Source organism: Streptomyces sp. NPDC015242 (genome assembly GCF_043079125.1).
Lineage (GTDB): Bacteria > Actinomycetota > Actinomycetes > Streptomycetales > Streptomycetaceae > Streptomyces.
This window is the reverse complement of record NZ_JBIBUF010000002.1, coordinates 632,708-653,945: the sequence shown is the minus strand read 5'-3', so window position 1 is coordinate 653,945 and position 21,238 is coordinate 632,708. Positions and strand designations below refer to the sequence as shown.

Annotated in this window: 16 protein-coding genes; 13 read left to right on the top strand and 3 right to left on the bottom strand. The window is 71.5% G+C overall.

The features are described from left to right. Positions 1–227 precede the first annotated feature (227 nt). The 8 genes from ACF07N_RS08375 (at position 228) to ACF07N_RS08340 (ending at position 11,876) form a co-directional block, all read left to right on the top strand. Entirely contained in the window at positions 228–2,375 is a 2,148-nt protein-coding gene (locus tag ACF07N_RS08375; RefSeq protein WP_392109841.1) for an ABC transporter family substrate-binding protein, read from the top strand. Between the two features lie 114 nt (positions 2,376–2,489). Further along, positions 2,490–3,158: a hypothetical protein gene (locus ACF07N_RS08370; RefSeq protein WP_392109838.1), complete on the top strand. Its 669-nt coding sequence runs from the start codon at positions 2,490–2,492 to the stop codon at positions 3,156–3,158. 144 nt (positions 3,159–3,302) lie between these two features. Continuing rightward, the gene (gene typA / locus ACF07N_RS08365; RefSeq protein ID WP_383324223.1) at positions 3,303–5,210 is read left to right on the top strand and encodes a translational GTPase TypA; all 1,908 of its coding nucleotides are present in this window, start codon (positions 3,303–3,305) and stop codon (positions 5,208–5,210) included. Positions 5,211–5,991: 781 nt separating this feature from the next. Beyond that, on the top strand, positions 5,992–7,632 hold the full coding sequence (locus ACF07N_RS08360) for an ABC transporter substrate-binding protein (protein ID WP_383324217.1): 1,641 nt from the start codon (positions 5,992–5,994) through the stop codon (positions 7,630–7,632). Between the two features lie 145 nt (positions 7,633–7,777). Further along, on the top strand, positions 7,778–8,704 hold the full coding sequence (locus tag ACF07N_RS08355; RefSeq protein WP_392109833.1) for an ABC transporter permease: 927 nt from the start codon (positions 7,778–7,780) through the stop codon (positions 8,702–8,704). Continuing rightward, entirely contained in the window at positions 8,697–9,665 is a 969-nt protein-coding gene (locus tag ACF07N_RS08350) for an ABC transporter permease (protein ID WP_383324211.1), read from the top strand. Before ACF07N_RS08355 ends, ACF07N_RS08350 begins: the two co-directional genes overlap by 8 nt. A gap of 11 nt (positions 9,666–9,676) precedes the next feature. After that, positions 9,677–10,735 carry an ABC transporter ATP-binding protein gene (locus ACF07N_RS08345; protein WP_383324208.1) on the top strand — a complete coding sequence of 353 codons (1,059 nt, stop codon included), beginning with the start codon at positions 9,677–9,679 and terminating at the stop codon, positions 10,733–10,735. Beyond that, the gene (locus tag ACF07N_RS08340; protein WP_383324205.1) at positions 10,728–11,876 is read left to right on the top strand and encodes an ABC transporter ATP-binding protein; all 1,149 of its coding nucleotides are present in this window, start codon (positions 10,728–10,730) and stop codon (positions 11,874–11,876) included. Before ACF07N_RS08345 ends, ACF07N_RS08340 begins: the two co-directional genes overlap by 8 nt. 230 nt (positions 11,877–12,106) lie before the next feature. Here the strand turns inward: ACF07N_RS08340 and ACF07N_RS08335 are convergent, their stop codons facing one another. Continuing rightward, positions 12,107–14,230, bottom strand: coding sequence for a prolyl oligopeptidase family serine peptidase (locus ACF07N_RS08335; protein ID WP_392109829.1), 2,124 nt, complete (start codon positions 14,228–14,230; stop codon positions 12,107–12,109). 180 nt (positions 14,231–14,410) lie between these two features. Here ACF07N_RS08335 and ACF07N_RS08330 point away from each other — a divergent pair, with 180 nt between their 5' ends. The 4 genes from ACF07N_RS08330 to ACF07N_RS08315 all read left to right on the top strand — a co-directional run bounded on the left by ACF07N_RS08330 (position 14,411) and on the right by ACF07N_RS08315 (position 18,740). After that, a complete protein-coding gene (locus ACF07N_RS08330) occupies positions 14,411–14,605 on the top strand; it encodes a hypothetical protein (RefSeq protein WP_383324200.1) in 195 nt (64 codons plus the stop codon). A 29-nt stretch (positions 14,606–14,634) separates the two neighbouring features. Next, positions 14,635–15,495 (top strand): N-acetyl-1-D-myo-inositol-2-amino-2-deoxy-alpha-D-glucopyranoside deacetylase, encoded by an 861-nt coding sequence (gene mshB / locus ACF07N_RS08325; RefSeq protein WP_392109826.1) that lies wholly within the window; start codon positions 14,635–14,637, stop codon positions 15,493–15,495. Further along, a complete protein-coding gene (locus tag ACF07N_RS08320) occupies positions 15,492–15,902 on the top strand; it encodes a DUF6113 family protein (protein WP_392109822.1) in 411 nt (136 codons plus the stop codon). Before mshB ends, ACF07N_RS08320 begins: the two co-directional genes overlap by 4 nt. Positions 15,903–16,058: 156 nt before the next feature. After that, positions 16,059–18,740, top strand: a complete 2,682-nt coding sequence (locus tag ACF07N_RS08315) for a hypothetical protein (RefSeq protein WP_392109819.1) — start codon at positions 16,059–16,061, stop codon at positions 18,738–18,740. A gap of 93 nt (positions 18,741–18,833) precedes the next feature. On the opposite strand, the gene ACF07N_RS08310 is transcribed toward ACF07N_RS08315, so the two are convergent. Then, on the bottom strand, positions 18,834–19,685 hold the full coding sequence (locus ACF07N_RS08310; RefSeq protein ID WP_392109816.1) for a tetratricopeptide repeat protein: 852 nt from the start codon (positions 19,683–19,685) through the stop codon (positions 18,834–18,836). Positions 19,686–19,702: 17 nt separating this feature from the next. Then, entirely contained in the window at positions 19,703–20,725 is a 1,023-nt protein-coding gene (locus ACF07N_RS08305; protein WP_392109813.1) for a GNAT family N-acetyltransferase, read from the bottom strand. Between the two features lie 140 nt (positions 20,726–20,865). On the opposite strand from ACF07N_RS08305, the gene fdxA reads away from it, so the two are divergent. Next, positions 20,866–21,186, top strand: a complete 321-nt coding sequence (gene fdxA / locus ACF07N_RS08300) for a ferredoxin (protein ID WP_030929316.1) — start codon at positions 20,866–20,868, stop codon at positions 21,184–21,186. Positions 21,187–21,238: the final 52 nt, after the last annotated feature.

Sequence of the window (21,238 nt, the reverse complement as noted above, 5' to 3'; positions counted from 1 at the left end):
AGTGTTGCGCGTCACACCTTGCGCTGTGAAGGGATGTGCATCGATTGGCCGAGGTGTGTGGGTGCACCGGGCGGTGCGTTGGGCCGCATGGGTGGCTTCCCGTCCGTGACCGCCGTGTCGCCCTGTGTTGCCGAACCCTTTCCTCTTCAGTGGCCGCGTACATCAGATGAACTCCAAATACCGCCAAATGTGATCGTAACGCCCGCGGCTCCCCGGAGGTAGCACAGATGTCCCAGCACGGTGTCGGCCCGCGTGCGGTCACGCGCTCGGTCGCCTTCCTCACCGCGGGCGTGCTCGCGGTGCCCGCGCTCGCCGGGTGCGGTTCCGAGGACCCGGCCGGCAAGCCGCTCGCCGCTCCGGACATCGGGCCCGCCGCCCGCGACAAGATCGCCGACGGGGGCACCCTGCGCTGGGCCGTCGACTCCGTGCCCGACACGCTGAACACCTTCCAGTCGGACGCCGACGCCACCACCACCCGCGTCGCCCAGGCCGTCCTGCCGTCGATGTTCCGGATGGACGACTCCGGCCGGCCCGAACGCAACCCGGACTACCTGGAATCAGCGAAGGTCGTCGAGACCGAGCCCAAGCAGGTCGTGCTGTACAAGCTCAACCAGCAGGCCGTCTGGAGCGACGGCCGGGAGATCGGCGCCGCCGACTTCGCCGCCCAGTGGCGCGCCCTGTCCGGCAAGGACACCGCCTACTGGACCGCCCGCAACGCCGGCTACGACCGCATCCAGAAGATCGAGCGCGGCGACAGCGCCCTGGAGGTCCGGGTCACCTTCAGCCGCCCCTACGCCGACTGGCGCTCGCTGTTCTCCCCGCTGTACCCGAAGGACGTCATGGGCACCCCGGACTCCTTCAACGACGGCGCCCGCACGAAGCTCAAGGTCACCGCCGGCCCCTTCACGGTGAAGAAGGTCGACGCCGAGGACGACAGGATCACGCTGGCCCGCAACCCGCGCTGGTGGGGTGAGCCGGCCAAGCTCTCCACGATCGAGCTGCGCACCGTCCCGCGCGACAAGCGGGCCGCCGAGCTGGCCGCCGGCACCCTCGACCTGGCCGAGATCGACCCCACCGCGGCCCGCCGCATCACCGTCGCCGCCCGCCCGCCCAGCTCCAGCAGCCCCCTGATGGGTCCGGGCGCCGACCGCTCCGCCGCCGACGCCCTGCGCTCGTGGGCGGTCGCCAACGGCAGTGACGAGGACGCGGCCGACGAGGAGACCGCCGCCCGCAGGAAACTGCGCAAGGCGGCCGCCAAGTACGCCCGGCAGCAGCAGGCCCTGCGCGGCTTCGAGGTGCGCAAGTCCCTGGAGCCGGCCTTCACCCAGCTCGCCCTGAACGGCGCCGAGGGCCCCCTGGCCGATGAACGGGTCCGCCGGGCCGTCGCCCGCGCCCTGGACCGCAAGGAACTCGCCGAGGCCGTCCTCAAGCCCCTCGGCCTGCCCGCCGTCCCGGTCGGCAGCCACCTGGCCCTGTCCGGCCAGGCCGCCTACGCCGACAACAGCGGCGCCCTCGGCGACCAGGACACCGAGGAGGCCCAGGCCCTGCTCGCGGACGCCGGCTGGGTGCGCGGCGGCCCGGTCGGGGAACAGAAGAAGGAGAAAGGGAAGGAGAAGGAGGAGAAGGCGGCCGGCTCCGAGGGCGAACAGGCCGACGGCTCCTCCGGCGCCGCCGAGGACGGCAAGGCACCCGGCCAGGACGGCAAGCAGTACAAGCACCCGCACCCCGGCGGCGCCCCCGGCGCGTACGCCCCGCGCGGCACCGCCGCCCCGGCGAACCGGGAGGCCGCCCCGTTCGCCAAGAACGGCAAGGCCCTCACGCTCCGCTTCGTGCTCCCCTCCGGGCCCGGCTCCCGGACGCTGCGCACGGTCGCCGACCGCATCACGCGCATGCTGCAGCGCGTCGGCATCGGCACGGAGATCTCCAAGGTCTCGGACGAGTCCTACTTCAAGGACCACATCGCCTCCGGCCAGTACGACCTCGCCCTGTACTCCTGGCCCGCCACGGCCTACCCCGCCACCGACGCCCGGCCCGTCTACGCCAAGCCCGTCCCGGCCGCCGACGGCTCGCTGAGCGTCGAGCAGAACTACACGCGCGTCGGCACCGACCAGGTCGACCAGCTCTTCGACGAGGCCGTGGCCACGCTCGACGAGGGCAAGTCCCGCTCCCTCATCCGCAAGGCCGACTCCCGCATCTGGGCGGCGGCCGGATCCATCCCCCTCTTCCAGCGCCCCCAGCTCCTCGCGGCCCGCACGAACCTGGCCAACGCGGGCGCCTTCGGCCTCGGCACGCCGGTTTACGAGGACATGGGCTTCCTGAAGAAGGGCGCCAAGCCCGCCCCGGGCCCCTCCGTGACCGGCTCGACCGCCCGGTAGCTCCGGAAACGCTCAAATGCCTTGCCGCCGCCCGCCCGGCGTCCCCACCATGAGGCCGGCAGTGATCATGGGGCGGACGCCGGGTGTCCGCGTACGGGGGACGGGGGCCGGCACATGGACGGCACGGTACGGCGGGCCTGCGCGGCCGGCCTGGCCATCGGGGCGCTGATCGCGGCGCTGACGGCGTGCACCGGGGAACCGGGGGCCCGGAGCGCCCCGGGCGAGAGCGGCACGCCCCGGGCGCGGGCCTGCGCGAAGGGCACCTTCACCTGGTCCCCGGTCACCACACGCGACCGGCTGACCGGCGTCTCGCGTCCGGAGCGGCTGGACGAGGGCGGCGGCGCGCTGCGCAACCCGGTACGGCGCGTCCACACGCCCGTCCCCTCGGTACGCGCCGACGGGCCGGCACCGCTCGCCGCCGAGGTCCTGTTCTCCCTCGGCAAGGAGACCGGGGAGATCGACTCCGACGCACCCACCCTGGCGCAGGCGGGCGGGGACACCTGGGCGTTCACCGACCCCGGGCAGCGGGCCCCGGCGCTCGGCGAGGGCCGCGTCACCCCGCGCACGCCGGGCGCGTACTACCAGTACGCCGGTGTCCGGGAGGTCTCCGCGGACTTCCGCCACACCTGCCCGGACGGCAGGACCGTCTCCGGCCGGGCCCGCACCTGGACGGTCGACATCGCCGGCGCGAGCGGCTGCGGCGAGCGCCCGGACACCGCTCTGGCCCGGGAGGCCGCCCGGCACGCCTGCGGACCGGCCGGAAGCCGTGCGACAAGGCCCTGACCTGCGCCGAAGCATCCCGGCTCACCTCAGCGGTGACAGACCCGTACCATGGGGTGAGGCCGTGGCATGTTGAGCCCGGCAGGGCCCGCGTAACACAGACGTACGCGACAGCCCCTTCCTCACACTCCGGGAGATCGCCGCTTTATGGCCACGCGCCACGACATCCGCAACGTCGCCATCGTCGCCCACGTCGACCACGGCAAGACCACCATCGTCGACGGCATGCTGAAGCAGGCCGGTGCCTTCGCCGCCCACCAGCTCGACTCGGTCGACGACCGCATGATGGACTCGAACGACCTGGAGCGTGAGAAGGGCATCACGATCCTCGCCAAGAACACGGCGGTGAAGTACCACCCCAAGGACGGCGGGGAGCCCATCACCATCAACATCATCGACACCCCCGGCCACGCCGACTTCGGCGGCGAGGTCGAGCGCGGTCTGTCGATGGTCGACGGCGTCGTCCTGCTCGTGGACGCCTCCGAGGGCCCGCTGCCGCAGACCCGCTTCGTGCTGCGCAAGGCGCTCCAGCAGCGGCTGCCCGTCATCCTGTGCATCAACAAGACGGACCGCCCCGACTCCCGGATCGACGAGGTCGTCAACGAGACGTACGACCTGTTCCTCGACCTGGACGCCGACGAGGACCAGATCGAGTTCCCGATCGTCTACGCCTGCGGCCGCGACGGCATCGCCTCCCTCACCAAGCCGGACGACGGCACCGTCCCGGGCGACTCCACCAGCCTGGAGCCGTTCTTCTCGACGATCCTGGAGCACATCCCGGCCCCGACCTACGACGAGTCGGCCCCGCTCCAGGCGCACGTGACCAACCTGGACGCCGACAACTTCCTCGGCCGTATCGCGCTGCTGCGCGTGCAGCAGGGCGAGCTGAAGAAGGGCCAGACGGTCGCGTGGATGAAGCGCGACGGGTCCGTCCAGAACGTGCGCATCTCCGAGCTGATGATGACCGAGGCGCTCACCCGCAAGCCCGCCGAGAAGGCCGGCCCCGGTGACATCTGCGCGGTCGCCGGTATCCCGGACATCATGATCGGCGAGACGCTGGCCGACCCGGAGAACCCGGTCGCGCTGCCGCTGATCACCGTCGACGAGCCGGCGATCTCCATGGTCATCGGCACCAACACCTCCCCGCTGGTCGGCCGCGGCGCCACCGGCAAGGGCGCCGACAACAAGGCGGCCGTCAAGGACCGCAAGGTCACCGCCCGCCAGGTCAAGGACCGCCTGGACCGCGAGCTGATCGGCAACGTCTCGCTCCGGGTCCTGGAGACCGAGCGCCCGGACGCCTGGGAGGTGCAGGGCCGCGGCGAGCTGGCGCTGGCCATCCTCGTCGAGACCATGCGCCGCGAGGGCTACGAGCTGACCGTCGGCAAGCCGCAGGTGGTCACCCGGGAGATCGACGGCAAGACGTACGAGCCCGTCGAGCGCATGACCGTGGACGTGCCCGAGGAGCACATGGGCGCCGTCACCCAGCTCATGGGCGTCCGCAAGGGCCGCATGGACAACATGTCGAACCACGGCTCCGGCTGGGTCCGCATGGAGTTCGTCGTGCCCTCCCGCGGCCTGATCGGCTTCCGGACCGAGTTCCTGACGCAGACCCGCGGCACGGGCATCGCCCACTCCATCCACGAGGGCTTCGAGCCCTGGTTCGGCACGCTCCAGACCCGTAACAACGGCTCCCTGGTCGCCGACCGCTCCGGCGCGGTCACCGCCTTCGCGATGACCAACCTCCAGGAGCGCGGCGTGCTCTTCGTCGAGCCGGGCACCGAGGTGTACGAGGGCATGATCGTCGGCGAGAACTCCCGCGCCGACGACATGGACGTCAACATCACCAAGGAGAAGAAGCTCACGAACATGCGGTCCTCGACGGCCGATGTGACCGAGTCGATCGTCCCGCCCCGCAAGCTGTCGCTGGAGCAGTCCCTGGAGTTCTGCCGCGACGACGAGTGCGTCGAGGTCACCCCGGAGGCCGTGCGCATCCGCAAGGTGAACCTGGACGCCCGCGAGCGCGCCCGCGCCGCCAGCCGCGCCAAGCACGGCTGACGCACCACGGCACGACGGCACCGGGCACCCCGTACGGACGGGGTGCCCGGTGCCGTGCGTCAGGGAGCCGTGCACCGTAGGCCTCCGGGAAGGCCAACCCGCGCACGCGATCCACGAGTTCGCCGAGTCGCACCGCGCCGCACGCGCCGGCCGTCCACTGGGTGGGGCGATGCGCGGCCGCTCGGGGGAGAGCGGTCGCGCGGGAGAAACGGGGAGTCACTGCGGCCCAGCGTCTGATGTCGAGGGCGACCTCCACAACCGATGCGGCCTCCGTCCTGCTGGCGCCGGTCGCATGTATAGAGGGTTTTCCCTACCGCTGCGCGGCTGCCGTCGGCTGGGGCGCGCCCGGGTGGCTCGCCTGGCTAAAGTTGCTCAGTCCACCGGGGCACCTCATGTGCTGCCGGCCCGCGGCGGCGTGATGCATCTTCCGCCGCTGAGCGCAACTGGATTTTGATCACTCGCGTCCGCTATTCGGGCACTCGTTGTCGATACTCGTGTAACAAGTCCGTTTCGCAGGGATCTTTCACCCAACCCTTTGTCCGGATTTTGGAAGATGTAGGCGCGAGCTGTGATCGAACCGAGACCTCGAGAGTGTGGTTCGCTCCTGGCGTTTGGCAGATAGTTAGGCGCGTAGAGCTCGGATGAACGGGTCACTCGCTGGAGGCGGCGCCGACTCACGAGCGCGGGGGCACCTGACGATTTCCGGCACCGGCGACGGGCGGTGGCGGCAGTCTGTCTGTGCTCCCTTTGCGGTGAACCAATGACTTCATAGGAGGAACCCATGCGCGGTGCCAAGAGCGCCAAGTGGGTCGCGGGGGCGATAGTCGTCGCCCTGGCCGCCACCGCCTGCGGCGGCGGCGATGACAGTGCCGGCGACGACATGAACAAGGGGAAGGCCGACCCGAACGGCATCGTCACTGCGCAGCTGAGCGAGCCTCAGAACCCGCTCCAGCCGGCCAACGCCAAGGAGAGCCAGGGCAGCCGTGTCCTGCGCACGATCTTCGCCGGCCTGGTCGACTACGAGCCCGGCACCGGCAAGCTGGAGTACGTCAACGCCGAGTCGGTCACCCCGAACGACGACTCGTCCGAGTGGACCGTCAAGCTCAAGCCGGGCTGGAAGTTCCACGACGGCACGCCGGTCACCGCGAAGTCCTACGTGGACTCCTGGAACTGGTCGGCCAACATCAAGAACAACCAGACCAACTCCAGCTGGTTCTCCGACATCGTCGGCTTCGAGGACGTGCACCCGGAGAAGGGTGACCCGAAGACCGACAAGATGTCCGGTCTGAAGATCGTCGACGACAACACCTTCACGATCAAGCTGACGCAGCCGGTCTCGTACTTCGCGTACAAGCTGGGCTACGACGTGTGGGCGCCGCTGCCCGAGGCCTTCTTCAAGGACCCGAAGGCCTACGGCGAGAAGCCGGTCGGCAACGGCCCGTACAAGTTCGTCTCCTGGGAGCACAACAAGCTCATCAAGGTCCGCAAGTTCGCGGACTACCAGGGCCCGAACAAGGCCAAGAACGGCGGCATCGACTTCAAGAACTACACGACCGCCGACGCCGCCTACTCGGACCTGCGCTCCAACAACGTGGACTGGATCGAGCAGGTCCCGACCACCGCGCTGACCAGCTACAAGACGGACCTCGGCGACCGCGCCATCGACCAGCCGTACTCGGCCGTCCAGTCGATCGTGCCGGCGTTCTACACCAAGCAGTTCAAGGACATCGACCCCAAGGTCATCCAGGGTCTGTCCATGGCGATCGACCGCCAGACGATCACCAAGACCGTCCTGCAGGGCACGCGTACCCCGGCCGACTCCTACGTCGCCCCCGGCGTCCTCGGCTACAAGAAGGGCGCGCTCGGCGACATCGTCAAGTTCGACCCGGCCCAGGCCAAGAAGCTCATCCAGGAGGGTGGCGGCGTCCCGGGCAACAAGATCCAGATCCAGTACAACGCCGACCAGGACCACAAGCCCTGGGTCGACGCGGTCTGCAACTCGATCCGCAAGTCCACCGGTGTGGAGTGCACCGGCGACCCGAAGCCGACCTTCCAGGCCGACCTCGACGCCCGTGACAACGAGCAGGTCAAGTCCATGTACCGCGGTGGCTGGGTGCTCGACTACCCGGTCAACTCGAACTTCATGCGCGACCTGTACGGCAGCACCGCGGCGGGCAACACCAGCGGTTACTCCAACAAGGAGTTCGACAAGCTGAGCTCCGAGGCGGACAAGGCCAGCTCGATCGACGAGACCGTGGCCAAGTACCAGGAGGCGGAGCAGCTCCTCGCCAAGGACATGCCGGCGATCCCGCTCTGGTTCTACAAGGTCAACAGCGGTCAGTCGACCAACATCCTCGGCAAGATCGAGTACGGCCAGGACGGTGACCCGATCTTCGACACCATCCAGGTCAAGCAGAAGTAACAAGACGACCGCAGACCGGTGCCGCCCCTCCCTCCAGGGGAGCGGCGGCACCGGTCCGTAGGCACAGGCCTCCACCTCACCCCCCGACCTGCGGTAGAGATGAGTGCGCAGGCCTCGCCGACCCCTCACGGCATGGAGGCGCAAGATGGGGCGCTACGCCGCCAGGCGACTGCTCCAGATGATCCCGATCTTCATCGGGACAACTCTGTTGATCTTCTTGATGGTCCACATCCTGCCGGGCGACCCGGTCCGGGCCATCTACGGGGACAAGGCACCCGATCCCGCACAGATCGCGCAGATCAAGCGCGAGTACGGCTTCGACAAGCCCGTCCTCGAACAGTACGTCCACTACATGTGGAATCTCCTCCAGGGAGACTTCGGCAAGAACCTCGCGGGCCGTCCGGTCACCGAGCTCATGGGCGAGGCCTTCCCGGTGACTCTGCGGCTGACGCTGCTGGCCATCACCATCGAGATCATCATCGGTGTGGGCCTGGGCGCGTGGGCCGGTCTGAAGGCCGGCAAGGCCGCCGACACCGGCGTTCTGGTCTTCACGCTGACGGTGATCTCCATCCCGGTGTTCGTCCTGGGCTTCATCGCCCGGTTCATCTTCGCCGACGAACTCGGATGGCTCCCGCCCAACGTCCAGGACTCCACGGACTTCTCGCAGTTGTTCCTGCCCGCCTTCGTCCTCGCCATGCTCTCCATGGCCTACGTGGCACGGCTGACCAGGACGACCTTCGCCGAGAACCTGCGGGCCGACTACATGCGCACCGCCCTGGCCAAGGGCCTGCCCCGGCGCCGCATCATCGGTGTCCACCTGCTGCGCAACTCGCTGATCCCGGTCGTCACCTTCGTCGGCACGGACGTCGGCGGCTTCATCGGCGGCGCGGTCATCACGGAGGGCATCTTCAACATCCAGGGGGTCGGCAACCTCCTGTACCGGGCGATCCAGACGAGCGAGGGCTCGACGGTCACGGGTGTGGTGACGGTGCTCGTCCTCGTCATCCTCCTGATCAACCTGCTCATCGACCTGCTGTACGCGGTCCTGGACCCGAGGATCCGGTATGCCTGACGTGACCAAGGCCCAGACCACCGACGCCGCGGCCGTGGACGCCGTGGCCCCGCCGGCGGTCGACCTGACCGCCCCGGGCAGTGGCCAGAAGAGCGAGAAGCCTCGTTCCCTGTGGGGAGACGCCTGGTACGACCTGCGGCACCGACCCATGTTCTGGGTGTCCTCGGTGCTGCTGGTCCTGCTGCTCGTGATCGCCGCCTTCCCGGGCTGGTTCACCAGCGTCGACCCGCGCGACGGCGACCTGGTCAACCACTACCTGGGCAAGCCGGAGCTGGGGCACTTCTTCCAGCCCGACTGGTTCGGTTACGACCAGCAGGGCCGTTCCATCTACTCCCGGGTCATCCACGGCACCCGCGCCTCCATCCTGGTCGGCGTCGGCGTGACCGCGCTGGTCACCCTGCTCGGCGGACTGCTCGGCATGCTCGCCGGCTACTTCGGCGGCTGGATCGACTCGTTGATCTCCCGGATCGTCGACATCTTCTTCGGCCTGCCGTTCCTGCTCGGCACGATGGTCGTCCTGAACGCCTTCACCGAGCGCAAGGTGTACGTGGTCATCCTGGCCCTCGCCTGTCTGGGCTGGACCTCGATCGCGCGGGTCACCCGCAGCTCGGTGATCACGGCCAAGCAGGCCGACTACGTGACGGCGGCCCGGGCGCTCGGCGCCGGCACCACGCGGATCCTGTTCCGCCATGTGATGCCGAACGCCATCGCGCCGACCATCGTCGTGGCCACGATCGCCCTCGGCGGTTACATCTCGGCCGAGGCGACCCTGTCGTTCCTCGGCCTCGGCCTCAGCGACCCGACGATCTCGTGGGGCATCGACATCTCCGAGGGCAGCAAGGTGATCCGGGACAACCCGCACACGCTGCTGTTCCCGGCGGGCATGCTCAGCCTCACCGTCTTCGCGTTCATCATGCTCGGCGACGCGGTGCGCGACGCCCTTGACCCGAAGCTGCGCTGAGGAGGGCGTACGTGACCACCATCGAAGAGACCCGGAACGTCCCCGAGCCGCGCGGTGCGGCCGAGGGTGACGTCCCCCTGCTCGAAGTGCGCGACCTGCACGTCGAGTTCCACACCCGCGACGGCGTGGCCAAGGCCGTCAACGGCGTCAACTACACCGTCCGCTCCGGCGAGACCCTCGCCGTGCTCGGCGAGTCCGGCTCCGGCAAGTCCGTGACCGCGCAGGCGATCATGGGCATCCTCGACATGCCGCCCGGGCGGATCCCCCAGGGGCAGATCCTGTACCGGGGCGAGGACATGCTCAGCATGTCCAACGACGCCCGGCGCAAGATCCGCGGCAGGAAGATCGCCATGATCTTCCAGGACGCGCTGTCCGCGCTGAACCCGGTGCTGTCCGTCGGCTACCAGCTCGGCGAGATGTTCCGCGTCCACCAGGGCCTGAGCAAGAAGGACGCCAAGGCCAAGGCGATCGAGCTGATGGACCGCGTGAAGATCCCGGCCGCCAAGGAGCGCGTCGGGGACTACCCGCACCAGTTCTCCGGCGGCATGCGCCAGCGCATCATGATCGCGATGGCACTCGCCCTTGAGCCGGACCTGATCATCGCCGACGAGCCGACCACGGCCCTCGACGTGACGGTCCAGGCGCAGGTCATGGACCTGCTCGCGGACCTGCAGCGCGAGTACAACATGGGACTGATCCTGATCACCCACGACCTCGGCGTGGTCGCCGACGTCGCGGACAAGATCGCCGTGATGTACGCGGGCCGGATCGTGGAAACCGCACCCGTGCACGAGCTGTACAAGCGGCCCGCGCACCCCTACACCAAGGGTCTGCTCGAGTCGATCCCGCGCCTCGACCAGAAGGGCCAGGACCTGTACGCGATCAAGGGCCTGCCGCCCAACCTGACGCGTATCCCGTCCGGCTGCGCCTTCAACCCGCGGTGCCCCATGGCGCAGGACATCTGCCGTACGGACATCCCGCCGCTGCACCCCGTCACCGAGCGGGACGGCGTCGAGCTGGTCGGCCGCGGCAGCGCGTGCCATTTCTGGAAGGAGACGATCCATGGCTGAGCTGGACAAGACGGACGAGTCCATGGACGCCACCCCCAACGTCACCGAGGTGGAGACGGTCGACGCCGCCACCGACGAGGAGGCCGTGGCCGCCATCGAGGCGCCGGTCGAGCGCGGTGAGCCGATCCTGCAGGTGCGCAACCTGGTCAAGCACTTCCCGCTGACCCAGGGCATCCTGTTCAAGCGTCAGATCGGCGCGGTCAAGGCCGTGGACGGGGTCTCCTTCGACCTCTACCAGGGCGAGACGCTCGGCATCGTCGGCGAGTCCGGCTGTGGCAAGTCCACGGTCGCCAAGCTGCTGATGATGCTGGAGAAGGCGACCGCGGGCGAGATCTTCTACAAGGGCCAGGACATCACCAAGCTGTCCGGGCGCGCGCTGAAGGCCGTACGCCGCAACATCCAGATGGTCTTCCAGGACCCGTACACCTCGCTCAACCCGCGTATGACGGTGGGTGACATCATCGGGGAGACCTTCGAGATCCACCCCGAGGTGGCGCCGAAGGGCGACCGCCGGCGCAAGGTCCAGGACCTCCTGGACGTCGTGGGCCTCAACCCCGAGTACATCAACCGCTATCCGCACCAGTTCTCGGGCGGTCAGCGCCAGCGCATCGGCATCGCCCGGGGCCTCGCGCTCAACCCCGAGATCATCATCTGCGACGAGCCGGTCTCGGCCCTGGACGTGTCCGTCCAGGCGCAGGTCATCAACCTGATGGAGAAGCTGCAGGACGAGTTCAACCTCTCGTACCTCTTCATCGCGCACGACCTGTCGATCGTCCGGCACATCTCGGACCGGGTCGGCGTGATGTACCTGGGCAAGATGGCGGAGATCGGCACGGACACGGAGATCTACGACCACCCGACGCACCCCTACACCCAGGCGTTGCTGTCGGCGGTCCCGGTCCCCGACCCGGAGTCCCGGGAAGGGCGCGAGCGGATCATCCTGACCGGCGACGTCCCGTCCCCGGCCAACCCGCCCTCCGGCTGCCGTTTCCGCACCCGCTGCTGGAAGGCCCAGGACAAGTGCGCCCAGGAGGTCCCCCTCCTGGCCATCCCGGAGCGCTTCCAGGGCGAGGACACCCCGGCGGCCCACGAGTCGGCGTGCCACTTCGCGGAGGAGAAGGACGTGGTCCACGCGGCCTGATCCACCCCGCGTCCGTCCCGGTTCCCGGCATCCCCCAGGGGTGCCGGGAACCGTCGTACCCGGGGACCCCGGCGCATAGCGCCGCAAACCCCCGCAACTGCGTTAACACGCAGGCAACTTCGCCGACCCGGTCCCGATATACGGACGCGTCAGGCTGTTCAGCGTACGGCCGTGCGGGTGCCGTAGACGGGCCGGGGCGCGCCATGTCGCCCCGGCCCGTCGCCGTGCGCTCAGGGGGCCGCGATGCCGAGCGCGCGCTTGAGGAAGTCCACCTGGAGCAGCAGCAGGTTCTCCGCGACCTGTTCCTGCGGGGTCATGTGCGTGACGCCCGACAGGGGCAGCACCTCGTGGGGGCGGCCGGCGGCGAGCAGGGCCGAGGACAGGCGCAGGGCGTGCGCGACCACGACGTTGTCGTCGGCGAGGCCGTGCACGACCATCAGGGGGCGGTGGGGCTCGGCGGGGGAGGACAGGCCGTCCTCCGTGACCAGGGAGCTCTTGGCGTAGGCGGCCGGCTGCTCCTGCGGGGTGCCGAGGTAGCGCTCGGTGTAGTGGGTGTCGTACAGGCGCCAGTCCGTCACCGGCGCGCCCGCGATGCCCGCGTGGAAGACGTCAGGGCGGCGCAGCACCGCCAGGCCCGCCAGCCAGCCGCCGTAGGACCAGCCGCGGATCGCCACCCGGGACAGGTCCAGCGGGAACCGCTGCGCGAGGTCATCGAGCGCCTCCACCTGGTCGTCCAGCGAGACGGTGAAGTCGTGGTGGACGGCCTTCTCCCAGGCGGGGGAGCGGCCCGGCGTGCCGCGGCCGTCCGCGACCACCACCGCGAAACCCTGGTCGGCGAACCACTGCGAGGTGAGGTGCGCGTTGTGGGCCGCGACCACCCGCTGTCCGTGCGGGCCACCGTACGGGTCCATGAGGACCGGCAGGGGGGTGTCACCGGCGTAGTCCCGAGGCATAAGCACGGCGCACGGGATGCGGCGTGCGCCCCCCTCGGTGAGCGTCACGCGGGGGGACATACCGGGGTCTTCCGCATGGGAACGGACCGTGAAGGTCGGTTTTCCGTCGCACAGCACCTGGGCCCGCGCCCCCGCCCGGTCGAGCACCGCCGACACCAGCACGGTCACGCCCCCGGCGCGCACCGCCGCGTGCACGCCCGGCTCCTGCGACACCCGCTCCACGCCGAGTTCGTTCACCCGGTACACGTGCACCTGGCCCGTCTCCGGCTCCGCCGCCTCCTCGCCGGCCGACGCCGAGACCAGCACGTCGTCGTCCGAGACGTCCAGCACCGCCCTGACGTGCAACTGCGCTCCCGTCAGCGGCCGCTCACCGACCGCCAGCACCCGGACGCCGCCCTCGTCCGCAATCCGGACCAGTTGCCCGGACGGGCTCCAGCACGGCACCCCGGGGAAAAGATCAAGCCATGTTCGATCTTCGTCGGCGTGCACCATCCGGGTCGCCCCGGAGTCCGGGTCCAGGGCCAGGATCAGCTGGCTGCGCTGGTCGCGGGCCTGGACGAGGAGCAGCGGGGCACCCGCCGCTGACCAGTGCACATGCGCCAGATACGGGTAGCGGGCCCGGTCCCAGGAGACCTCCGTGCGCGCCCCGTCCAGACCGATCACGAACAGCCGCACGTCCGCGTTGCCGGTGCCGGCCGCCGGGTACGGCACCCGCTGCGGCTCCCGGTCCGGATGCGCCGGGTCGGAGATCCACCACCGAGCCACCGGCGTGTCGTCCACGCGCGCCACGAGCAGCCGGTCCGACTCCGGAGCCCACCAGAAACCACGCGAGCGCCCCATCTCCTCGGCCGCGACGAACTCGGCCAGCCCGAACGAGACATTCTCCGACTCCGGCTCGGCGAGCGCCCGGTCGCCCTCGCCCTCGGCGCCCACCACCCGCAGCGCGCCCCGGGCGACATAGGCGAGATGCCGTCCGTCGGGCGACGGGCGCGGGTCGATCACCGGCCCGGGGACCGCCAGTTCGCGCGCCGTCCCGGCCCGCAGCTCCGCCGTGAACAGCCGCCCTGACAAGGCGAAAGAGGCCAACTCGACGGCCGCGTCGGTGGCGTACCCGACGACGCCGGCACCGCCCTCACGGCTGCGCTCGCGCCGCGCCCGCTCCTCCGCCGAGAGGTCCTCCGAGGCACCGCCCAGCAGGGCGCGCGGGTCGGCCGCCACGCGTTCCCCGCCCTCCTCCGGGTCGAGGACCCACAGTGAACTCGCCCGGTCCGTACCGGAACCGGAGCGCAGGAACACGACACGGGAACCGTCGGGCGCCACAGTGAACGAACGCGGCGCGCCGAGCGTGAAGCGCTGGGTGCGGGCGTGCCGGCGGGGGAAGGAGTCAAGCTCGGTCGTCATGCCCTGACCATATTGGCCATGCGCCCCCTTGTGCGGCCGTGCGCCGATCGATGCGCACGGACGGATAGTTATGATCAATGACGCATAGTGGGTATGAACCTGCTGGCTGCTGTACGGATTTGATGCCCCCATAGTCCGACCCCCCCCCGCGCCCTCGTGGATCTTTGGAGGTGAGCCGCCGTGGCACTCTCGATTTCGGCGGTGGTGCTGCTGGCGATCATCGTCTTCCTGCTCGTGAAGAAGTCAGGGCTGAAGACGGGGCATGCGATCGTCTGCATGCTGCTGGGTTTCTACCTGGCCTCCTCGACCGTCGCTCCCACGATCAACGAGCTGACGACGAACATCGCGGGCATGATCGGCAGCATCAAGTTCTGACCGTCACCGGACCTCGTAGGCTGGGGTCCATGACGGAACAGCCCGGCCGTCGTCTGCTGCTGGTGCACGCGCACCCGGACGACGAGTCGATCAACAACGGCGCGACCATGGCCAGGTACGCGGCCGAGGGTGCCCACGTCACCCTGGTCACGTGCACCCTCGGCGAACGCGGCGAGGTCATCCCGCCGGAACTCGCGCACCTGGGCGGCGCCGCCCTGGGCCAGCACCGCCGCGGCGAACTGGCCGCCGCCACGGCCGCGCTGGGCGTCCGTGACGTCCGCCTGCTCGGCGGCGCCGGCCGCTACAGCGACTCCGGGATGATGGGCCTGCCCGACAACGACGACCCCGCCTGCTTCTGGCAGGCCGACGTCGACGAGGCCGCCGCCCACCTCGTCGAGGTGATCCACGAGGTACGCCCCCAGGTCCTCGTCACATACGACGAGAACGGCGGCTACGGCCACCCCGACCACATCCAGGCCCACCGCGTCGCCATGCGCGCCGCCGAACTGGCCGCCGAGACCGGCTGGCGCATCCCCAAGGTCTACTGGAACCGGGTCCCCCGGCCTGAGCTGGAGGAGGCCTTCGCCCGGCTCCGGGAGGACCTGCCCGGGACCCCCTTCGCCAAGGCGGCCGCCGTCGACGACGTCCCGGGCGTGGTGCCCGAGGAACGGATCACCACCGTGATCGACGGCACCGCCCACGCCGCCGCCAAGGCCGCCGCGATGCGCGCCCACGCCACCCAGATCACCGTGGCCGGGCCCTACTTCGTCCTGTCCAACGAACTCGCCCAGCCGATCCTCACGACCGAGTGGTACGAGCTGGTGCGCGGTGAACGGGGCGCCGGCGAACGGGAGACGGACCTCTTCGCCGGGATCGAGGAGGCGTCGTGAGCGACCGCGGCCCGCTGCTCGCCCAGCCGATGCGGCCCCCGTCCGCCGGACGTGCCGCCGCCCTCCTCGGCCTGTTCGCGCTCGGAGCCCTCGTGGGCACGGCCGGGGCGCTGGTGCAGCCCGGGTGGTTCCCGGGCGGCCTGCTTCTGGCGCTCGCCGGGGACGCCGGGCTCGTGCTGGGCGCCGCGCGCCTGACGCGCAGCCGCTCCGGGGGCGTCGCGGCCGCCGCCGGCTGGATGCTCTCCGTCGTCCTGCTCACCGCCAGCCGCCCCGAGGGGGACTTCCTCTTCGCCGCGGGAGACGGCTCCTACCTCTTCCTCCTCGGCGGCATCCTCGTCGCTGTGATCTGCGCCACCCTCGCCCCCGGGCGGCAACCGGACGGCGGTCCCGTCCGACTTGGCAAGTGACGTACCACTTCGCCGGGACGCGCCCGTGGGGGTCCGGTGTGAGTTTCCCCAGCGGTCCTGAGATACGGGTGAGAAGTGGCCAGTATGGTGGTGCGCGCCGCCGAGCTGCCCGCGTGAGGTTGTGTCGGGCGGCGGAGCCAACCGGGAGAACCTGCCTTGAGTCGTGAAACTGACACTCCGTCCTCCGGGCCCAACGGGCGCGGCGGAGCCGCCTACCCGTCGGGCACGCCGCCCTACGGCACCCCGACGGTCTCCAGTGACGGCACGGACGCGGGCCGCTCGGCCGCGCGGCCGGAGGAACGCAAGACTGAGACCACGCTGACGACCCGGATCCGGATCAACATCCCCGGATCGCGGCCCATTCCGCCGGTCGTCGTGCGCAAGCCCGTCGCGGAGGCGGAGAGCCGGGGCGACACCGACACGCACGGTGAGCCCCCGGCCGCGCCGAACGGCGCGGCCCCGCAGGCCGCGGGCACGGGTACGCCCTCGGGTCCGGGCGAGCCGCCCGCCGAGGACAAGCCGACCAGCGACTGGTTCGCCCCCCGCAAGTCCGGCTCGGGACCGGGCGGTCAGGGCGGCGGCGCCGCCAACGGCGCCGGTCCGCAGAGCGGTTCCGTACCGGGCACCGCGGGTTCCGGTCCGGGCGGCCCCGGTTCGGGCGGCCCCGGAGCGACCGGGCCGGGTGCGGCCGGTGGAGCGCGGCCGGGCGGCGGACGCCCCGGCGGCGTGGTCGGCTCCATGAGCGCGCCGGGCGGCTCCCGGCCCGGCGGCACGAACGGCGGCGCCGGGCTTCCGGCGGGCGCGACCGGCGGCCCCGTCGCGCCCGGACACGGCGGCGGCACCGGCTCCTTCGACGTCACCGAGGCGCTCACCGCGGGCCCGCTGGGCAACGGCTCGCGCCCCGGCCAGGGCGACGGCGGCGAACCGCGCCGCGAGGACCTGCCGTACTTCCCGGACAACGGCGGCGGCCAGAACACCGCCGACGGCTTCCGCGCGACCGGTGCTCCCGGCGGTCCCGGAGGTCCCGGTGCGCAGGGCCCGGCCGGTCCGACGGGCGGGCCGGTGACCGGGGACGGGCCGATGGTCCCGCCGGCGGGCGGCCCCGCCGGACCGGGCGCCTTCGACGCGCCCGGTGGCGCCGGCGGCCCCGGTGGCCCGGGCGTTCCCGGTGGATTCGGCGGCGAGCAGGGCGGACCGGGTGGCCAGGGCGGACCCGGTGCGTTCCATGAGCCCGGCGGCCACGGCGGCCCGGGCGGTCCCGGCGGCTTCCACGCGTCCGGTGGTGCCGGCGCCCCAGGCGGTACGGGCGGCTTCCACGCACCCGGTGGTCCCGGTGGTCCCGGCGGCCCCGGCTCTCCCGACGACTTCGGCGCCCCGGGCGGGCCCGGCGCCCCCGAGGCGTTCGACGCCCCTGGCCTCCCCGGCGCCCCCGAGGCGTTCGACGGCCCCGGCCGTCCCGGCGGTCCCGGTGCCCCGGGCGCCTTCCACGACTCCGGCCGCCCCGGCGCACCCGGAGCCCCGTCCGGCCCCGGCGCGGGCGCCATAGGCGGCGGCCCCGGTGCCCCCGGACGCCCCGCCGGCCCCGGAGCCCCGGGCGGCACCGCCGCTCCCCACGGCCCGGGCGCCGCGGGCCCGGGCGGTGGCATGAGCGACGACACGGCCGTCCTCACCCCCCAGAAGCCGGCCCCCGAGCCGCCGGACGGCCAGGGCTACACCCCCCGGCACGACAACGTCTCCGGACACACCGTCACCAGCGGCATGCCCGTCGTCCAGCCCGGCGCGGGCTCGCCGTTCGGCCCGGGCACTCCCGGCGACGGGCCGGTGCCGCACACGGCCCCGAAGCTGCCCGAGCCGGTCTCGCCGCCTCCCGCGAGTTCCTCCAAGGCGCCCCGGAAGAAGGGCCGCAACAAGCTCGTGCTGCTCGCCGCGGGCCTGGTCGTGGCGGTCGGCGGCCTCTACGGCGCGGGCCTGCTGATGAACCGCACCGACGTGCCCAAGGGCACGACCGTCCTCGGCGTCGACATCGGCGGCACCACCCGTGACGGCGCGGTCAAGAAGCTCGACGAGGCCTTCGACGACCGCGTCGGCAAGGAGCTGAAGCTGTCGGTGGGCGGCAAGACGGTCGCCCTGGACCCGGACAACGCCGGCCTGCAGTTCGACATGGACGCCACGGCCGACGCGGCGGCGAAGAGCGACTACAACCCGGTCTCCGTGATCGGCTCGCTGTTCGGCAACCACCGGGTCGTCGCCCCGGCCATGCCCGTCGACGAGGAGAAGCTGCACGCCGCCCTGCAGACCGCGGCCGGCGCCTCCGGCTCGGTCACCGAGGGCACCATCAGGTTCCAGAACGGCAAGGCCGTACCCGTCTACGGCAAGGCGGGCCAGGGCATCGACCTCGCCAGGTCCACCGCCGCGGTGGAGCGGGCGTACCGCACCCAGGTGGAGACCGGCACCGCCGGCACGGTCTCCGTCCCCACCACCACACGGCAGCCGACCGTGTCGAACGCCGAGGTCGACCGGGTGCTGAAGGACTTCGCGCAGCCCGCCATGTCGGCCAAGGCCATCGTGCAGACCGACGCGGCGCACAGCATCCCGTTCGGCGCGCTGTCGCTGCCGAAGATCCTCGGGTTCAAGGCCGTCGACGGCAAGCTCGTGGAGACGTACGACCTGAAGGCACTCAAGGAGGCCTACGGCACGACCTTCGACGGCGTGCAGATCGAGACCGCCACCGGCAAGCGCGAGGTCCTGCCGCAGGACGTCGTCTCCGCCCTGCGCAAGGCCCTGCGCGGCAAGACGGCGGCCGAGCGGACCGTGGTCATCGACACGACCCCGAACTGACCCGCCTCGGCGAGGGAGCCCCTGTCCGCACCGGGCAGGGGCTCCACGACGACCCGCAGCGCCCGGCGCGGCGGTCCCGACGGCGGCAGAAACTCAGTTGAGCATCGCCCGGGCCGCCGAGGCCTCCCCGCGCAGCCGTCCGGCCGCGGCCTCGTCCACGGCCTCCACCACCTCCGCGTAGGCCTCCAGCTCCGCGGCCCCGCCCAGGAAGTCCCCGCGCCGCACCAGCAACTGCGCCCGCTCGTGGCGCAGCCGGGCCGGATGCGACGGCAGCAGCAGCGACAACTCCACCGCCCACAACGCCACGTCCGACCGCTCCGGCCGGGCCGCTGCCCACGCCCGCACGTTGTTCAGGATCCGCAGCACCACCTCCAGCGGATCGGCCGGCCGCAACATCGCCGCGTCCAGCCGCGCCCCCGTCGCCCCGGCCACCAGCACCTCGGCGTCCGACCCGGTCAGCACCCGCCCGCCGTCGAACGGGTCCGCCAGCACCTGGTCCTCCTCGGGCCCGAACCCGACGACGAAGTGCCCGGGCAGCGCCACCCCGTACACCGGCGCCCCGGCCCGCCGCGCCACCTCCATCCACACCACGGACAGCAGGATCGGCAGGCCCCTGCGCCGCCGGAGCACCTCGTGCAGCAGCGAGGACTCCAGGCGCTGGTAGTCCGCCGGAGAGCCGCGGAACCCCAGCCGCTCACCGAGCAGCTCCCGCAGGGCCACCGCCCACGCCCGCGCCCCACCGGGCCGGAACGGCAGCAGTCCGGCCAGCCGGTCCAGCTCGACCTGCGCGGCGTCCAGGCCCGCCTCGTCCAGCTCCCGGTCCGCCTCCGCGCCCACCAGCAGGCACAGCGTCGACAGATCGGGCCGCTCGGACCGGGCCTCTGCGGCGAACCGCCGCCGCAGTTCGGCGGAACGCTCCGGGGACGGGGGATGCGGGGGACGCATGGCTCGTTCGTGCCCTCTCACGACGATCGGTCGCCGGCCGGTGCACCGGCGGCGTCCGGCGCCCGGTAGTGGTGGTAGGCGTGGTGCGCGGCGAACCCCATCCCGGCGTACAGCGCCCGCGCCGCCGTGTTGTCGGCCTCGACCTGGAGCCAGGCGGCCGACGCGCCCTCGTCGAGCGCCTGCCGGGCCAGCGCGGCCATCACGGCCGTACCGAGCCCCTGGCGCCGCAGCGCGGGGTCGACCTCGACGGCGGCGAACCCGGCCCACCGCCCGTCGACCACACACCGCCCGATGGCGGCCGGCTCCGCCGCCCCCGGCACGGTCGCGAACCACACCGACGGCCCGCTCCCCAGCACCCGCAGCGCCACCTCGCTCACCCCCTTGCGCTGATAGCGGGCCAGCCACGCCTCGTCGGCCTCCCGGGACAGCCCGACGCCCGCCGGGTCGCCCAGGTCGGCGACCGGCGCCAGCGGGCCCACCCACAGCTCGGCGGTCACCTCCCGCACCCAGCCCCGCGCCTCCAGTTCGGCACACAGCAGCTCCTGCGCGCCCTCGGCGCCGGTCGCGGTCTGGACGTAGGCGGGCAGCCCGCGCTCGCCGTACCAGCGTCGTACGGCGGTGAGCGCCTCGTCGAGCGGTACACCCGGATCGCCGAGCGGCAGCACCGAATTGGCGCGCCGCGTGAACCCGGCGGCGGCCCGCAGCTCCCAGTCCCCGAGCCGCTCGCTCTCCACGGGCCGCCAGGCCCGCGCCGCGACCCGGGCCAGCTCCTCGTAGGAGGCGGCCGGACCCCGGCGACGCGCCGGGGCTGCGGGCACGACCTTGCCCGCGACCAGCGCGGATTCCGCGATGCGGACGCTTTCGCCACTCCTGCGTGTGATCAGCAGCACACCGTTGTCCCATGATGTGAGAACACCGACCGTATCGGTGAACTTCTCACCCGGGGCAGCATGTTCGGTCAAGCTCCGGACGGAGACCCGTTTGCCCACGTCAGCAGCGGTGATACGGACCTCGAGTCGCCCGGCGGCAGAGATTTCCACAGGTCAGTTCACCCCTCCTGTTCGGATCATGCCCAGGAACGGAGATACTAGGGGCGGGCATCGACGACGCCGCGCTCCCGCGCGCCAGGCGGCGGAGCCTGAGGAGGCCCGCCAGCGCCCTATCGAGGAGGAACGACAGCGTGACCTACGTCATCGCGCAGCCTTGTGTCGACGTCAAGGACAAGGCGTGCATCGAGGAGTGCCCGGTCGACTGCATCTACGAGGGCCAGCGGTCCTTGTACATCCACCCGGACGAATGCGTCGACTGCGGGGCCTGCGAGCCGGTCTGCCCGGTCGAGGCCATCTTCTACGAGGACGACACTCCCGAGGAGTGGAAGGACTACTACAAGGCGAACGTCGAGTTCTTCGACGAGCTCGGTTCCCCGGGCGGCGCCAGCAAGCTGGGTCTGATCGAGCGCGACCACCCGTTCATCGCCGCGCTGCCGCCGCAGGCCGAGTGATCCCGTAGCGGCCCGCACCCCGTGCCGCCTCGGTCCCGCACGGCCCGATCAC

Coding starts and splice junctions, on each gene's coding strand:
- ACF07N_RS08375 (WP_392109841.1), top strand. CDS start 228: ATGTCCCAGCACGGTGTCGGCCCGCGTGCGGTCACGCGCTCGGTCGCC.
- ACF07N_RS08370 (WP_392109838.1), top strand. CDS start 2,490: ATGGACGGCACGGTACGGCGGGCCTGCGCGGCCGGCCTGGCCATCGGG.
- typA (WP_383324223.1), top strand. CDS start 3,303: ATGGCCACGCGCCACGACATCCGCAACGTCGCCATCGTCGCCCACGTC.
- ACF07N_RS08360 (WP_383324217.1), top strand. CDS start 5,992: ATGCGCGGTGCCAAGAGCGCCAAGTGGGTCGCGGGGGCGATAGTCGTC.
- ACF07N_RS08355 (WP_392109833.1), top strand. CDS start 7,778: ATGGGGCGCTACGCCGCCAGGCGACTGCTCCAGATGATCCCGATCTTC.
- ACF07N_RS08350 (WP_383324211.1), top strand. CDS start 8,697: ATGCCTGACGTGACCAAGGCCCAGACCACCGACGCCGCGGCCGTGGAC.
- ACF07N_RS08340 (WP_383324205.1), top strand. CDS start 10,728: ATGGCTGAGCTGGACAAGACGGACGAGTCCATGGACGCCACCCCCAAC.
- ACF07N_RS08335 (WP_392109829.1), bottom strand. CDS start 14,230: ATGACGACCGAGCTTGACTCCTTCCCCCGCCGGCACGCCCGCACCCAG.
- mshB (WP_392109826.1), top strand. CDS start 14,635: ATGACGGAACAGCCCGGCCGTCGTCTGCTGCTGGTGCACGCGCACCCG.
- ACF07N_RS08310 (WP_392109816.1), bottom strand. CDS start 19,685: ATGCGTCCCCCGCATCCCCCGTCCCCGGAGCGTTCCGCCGAACTGCGG.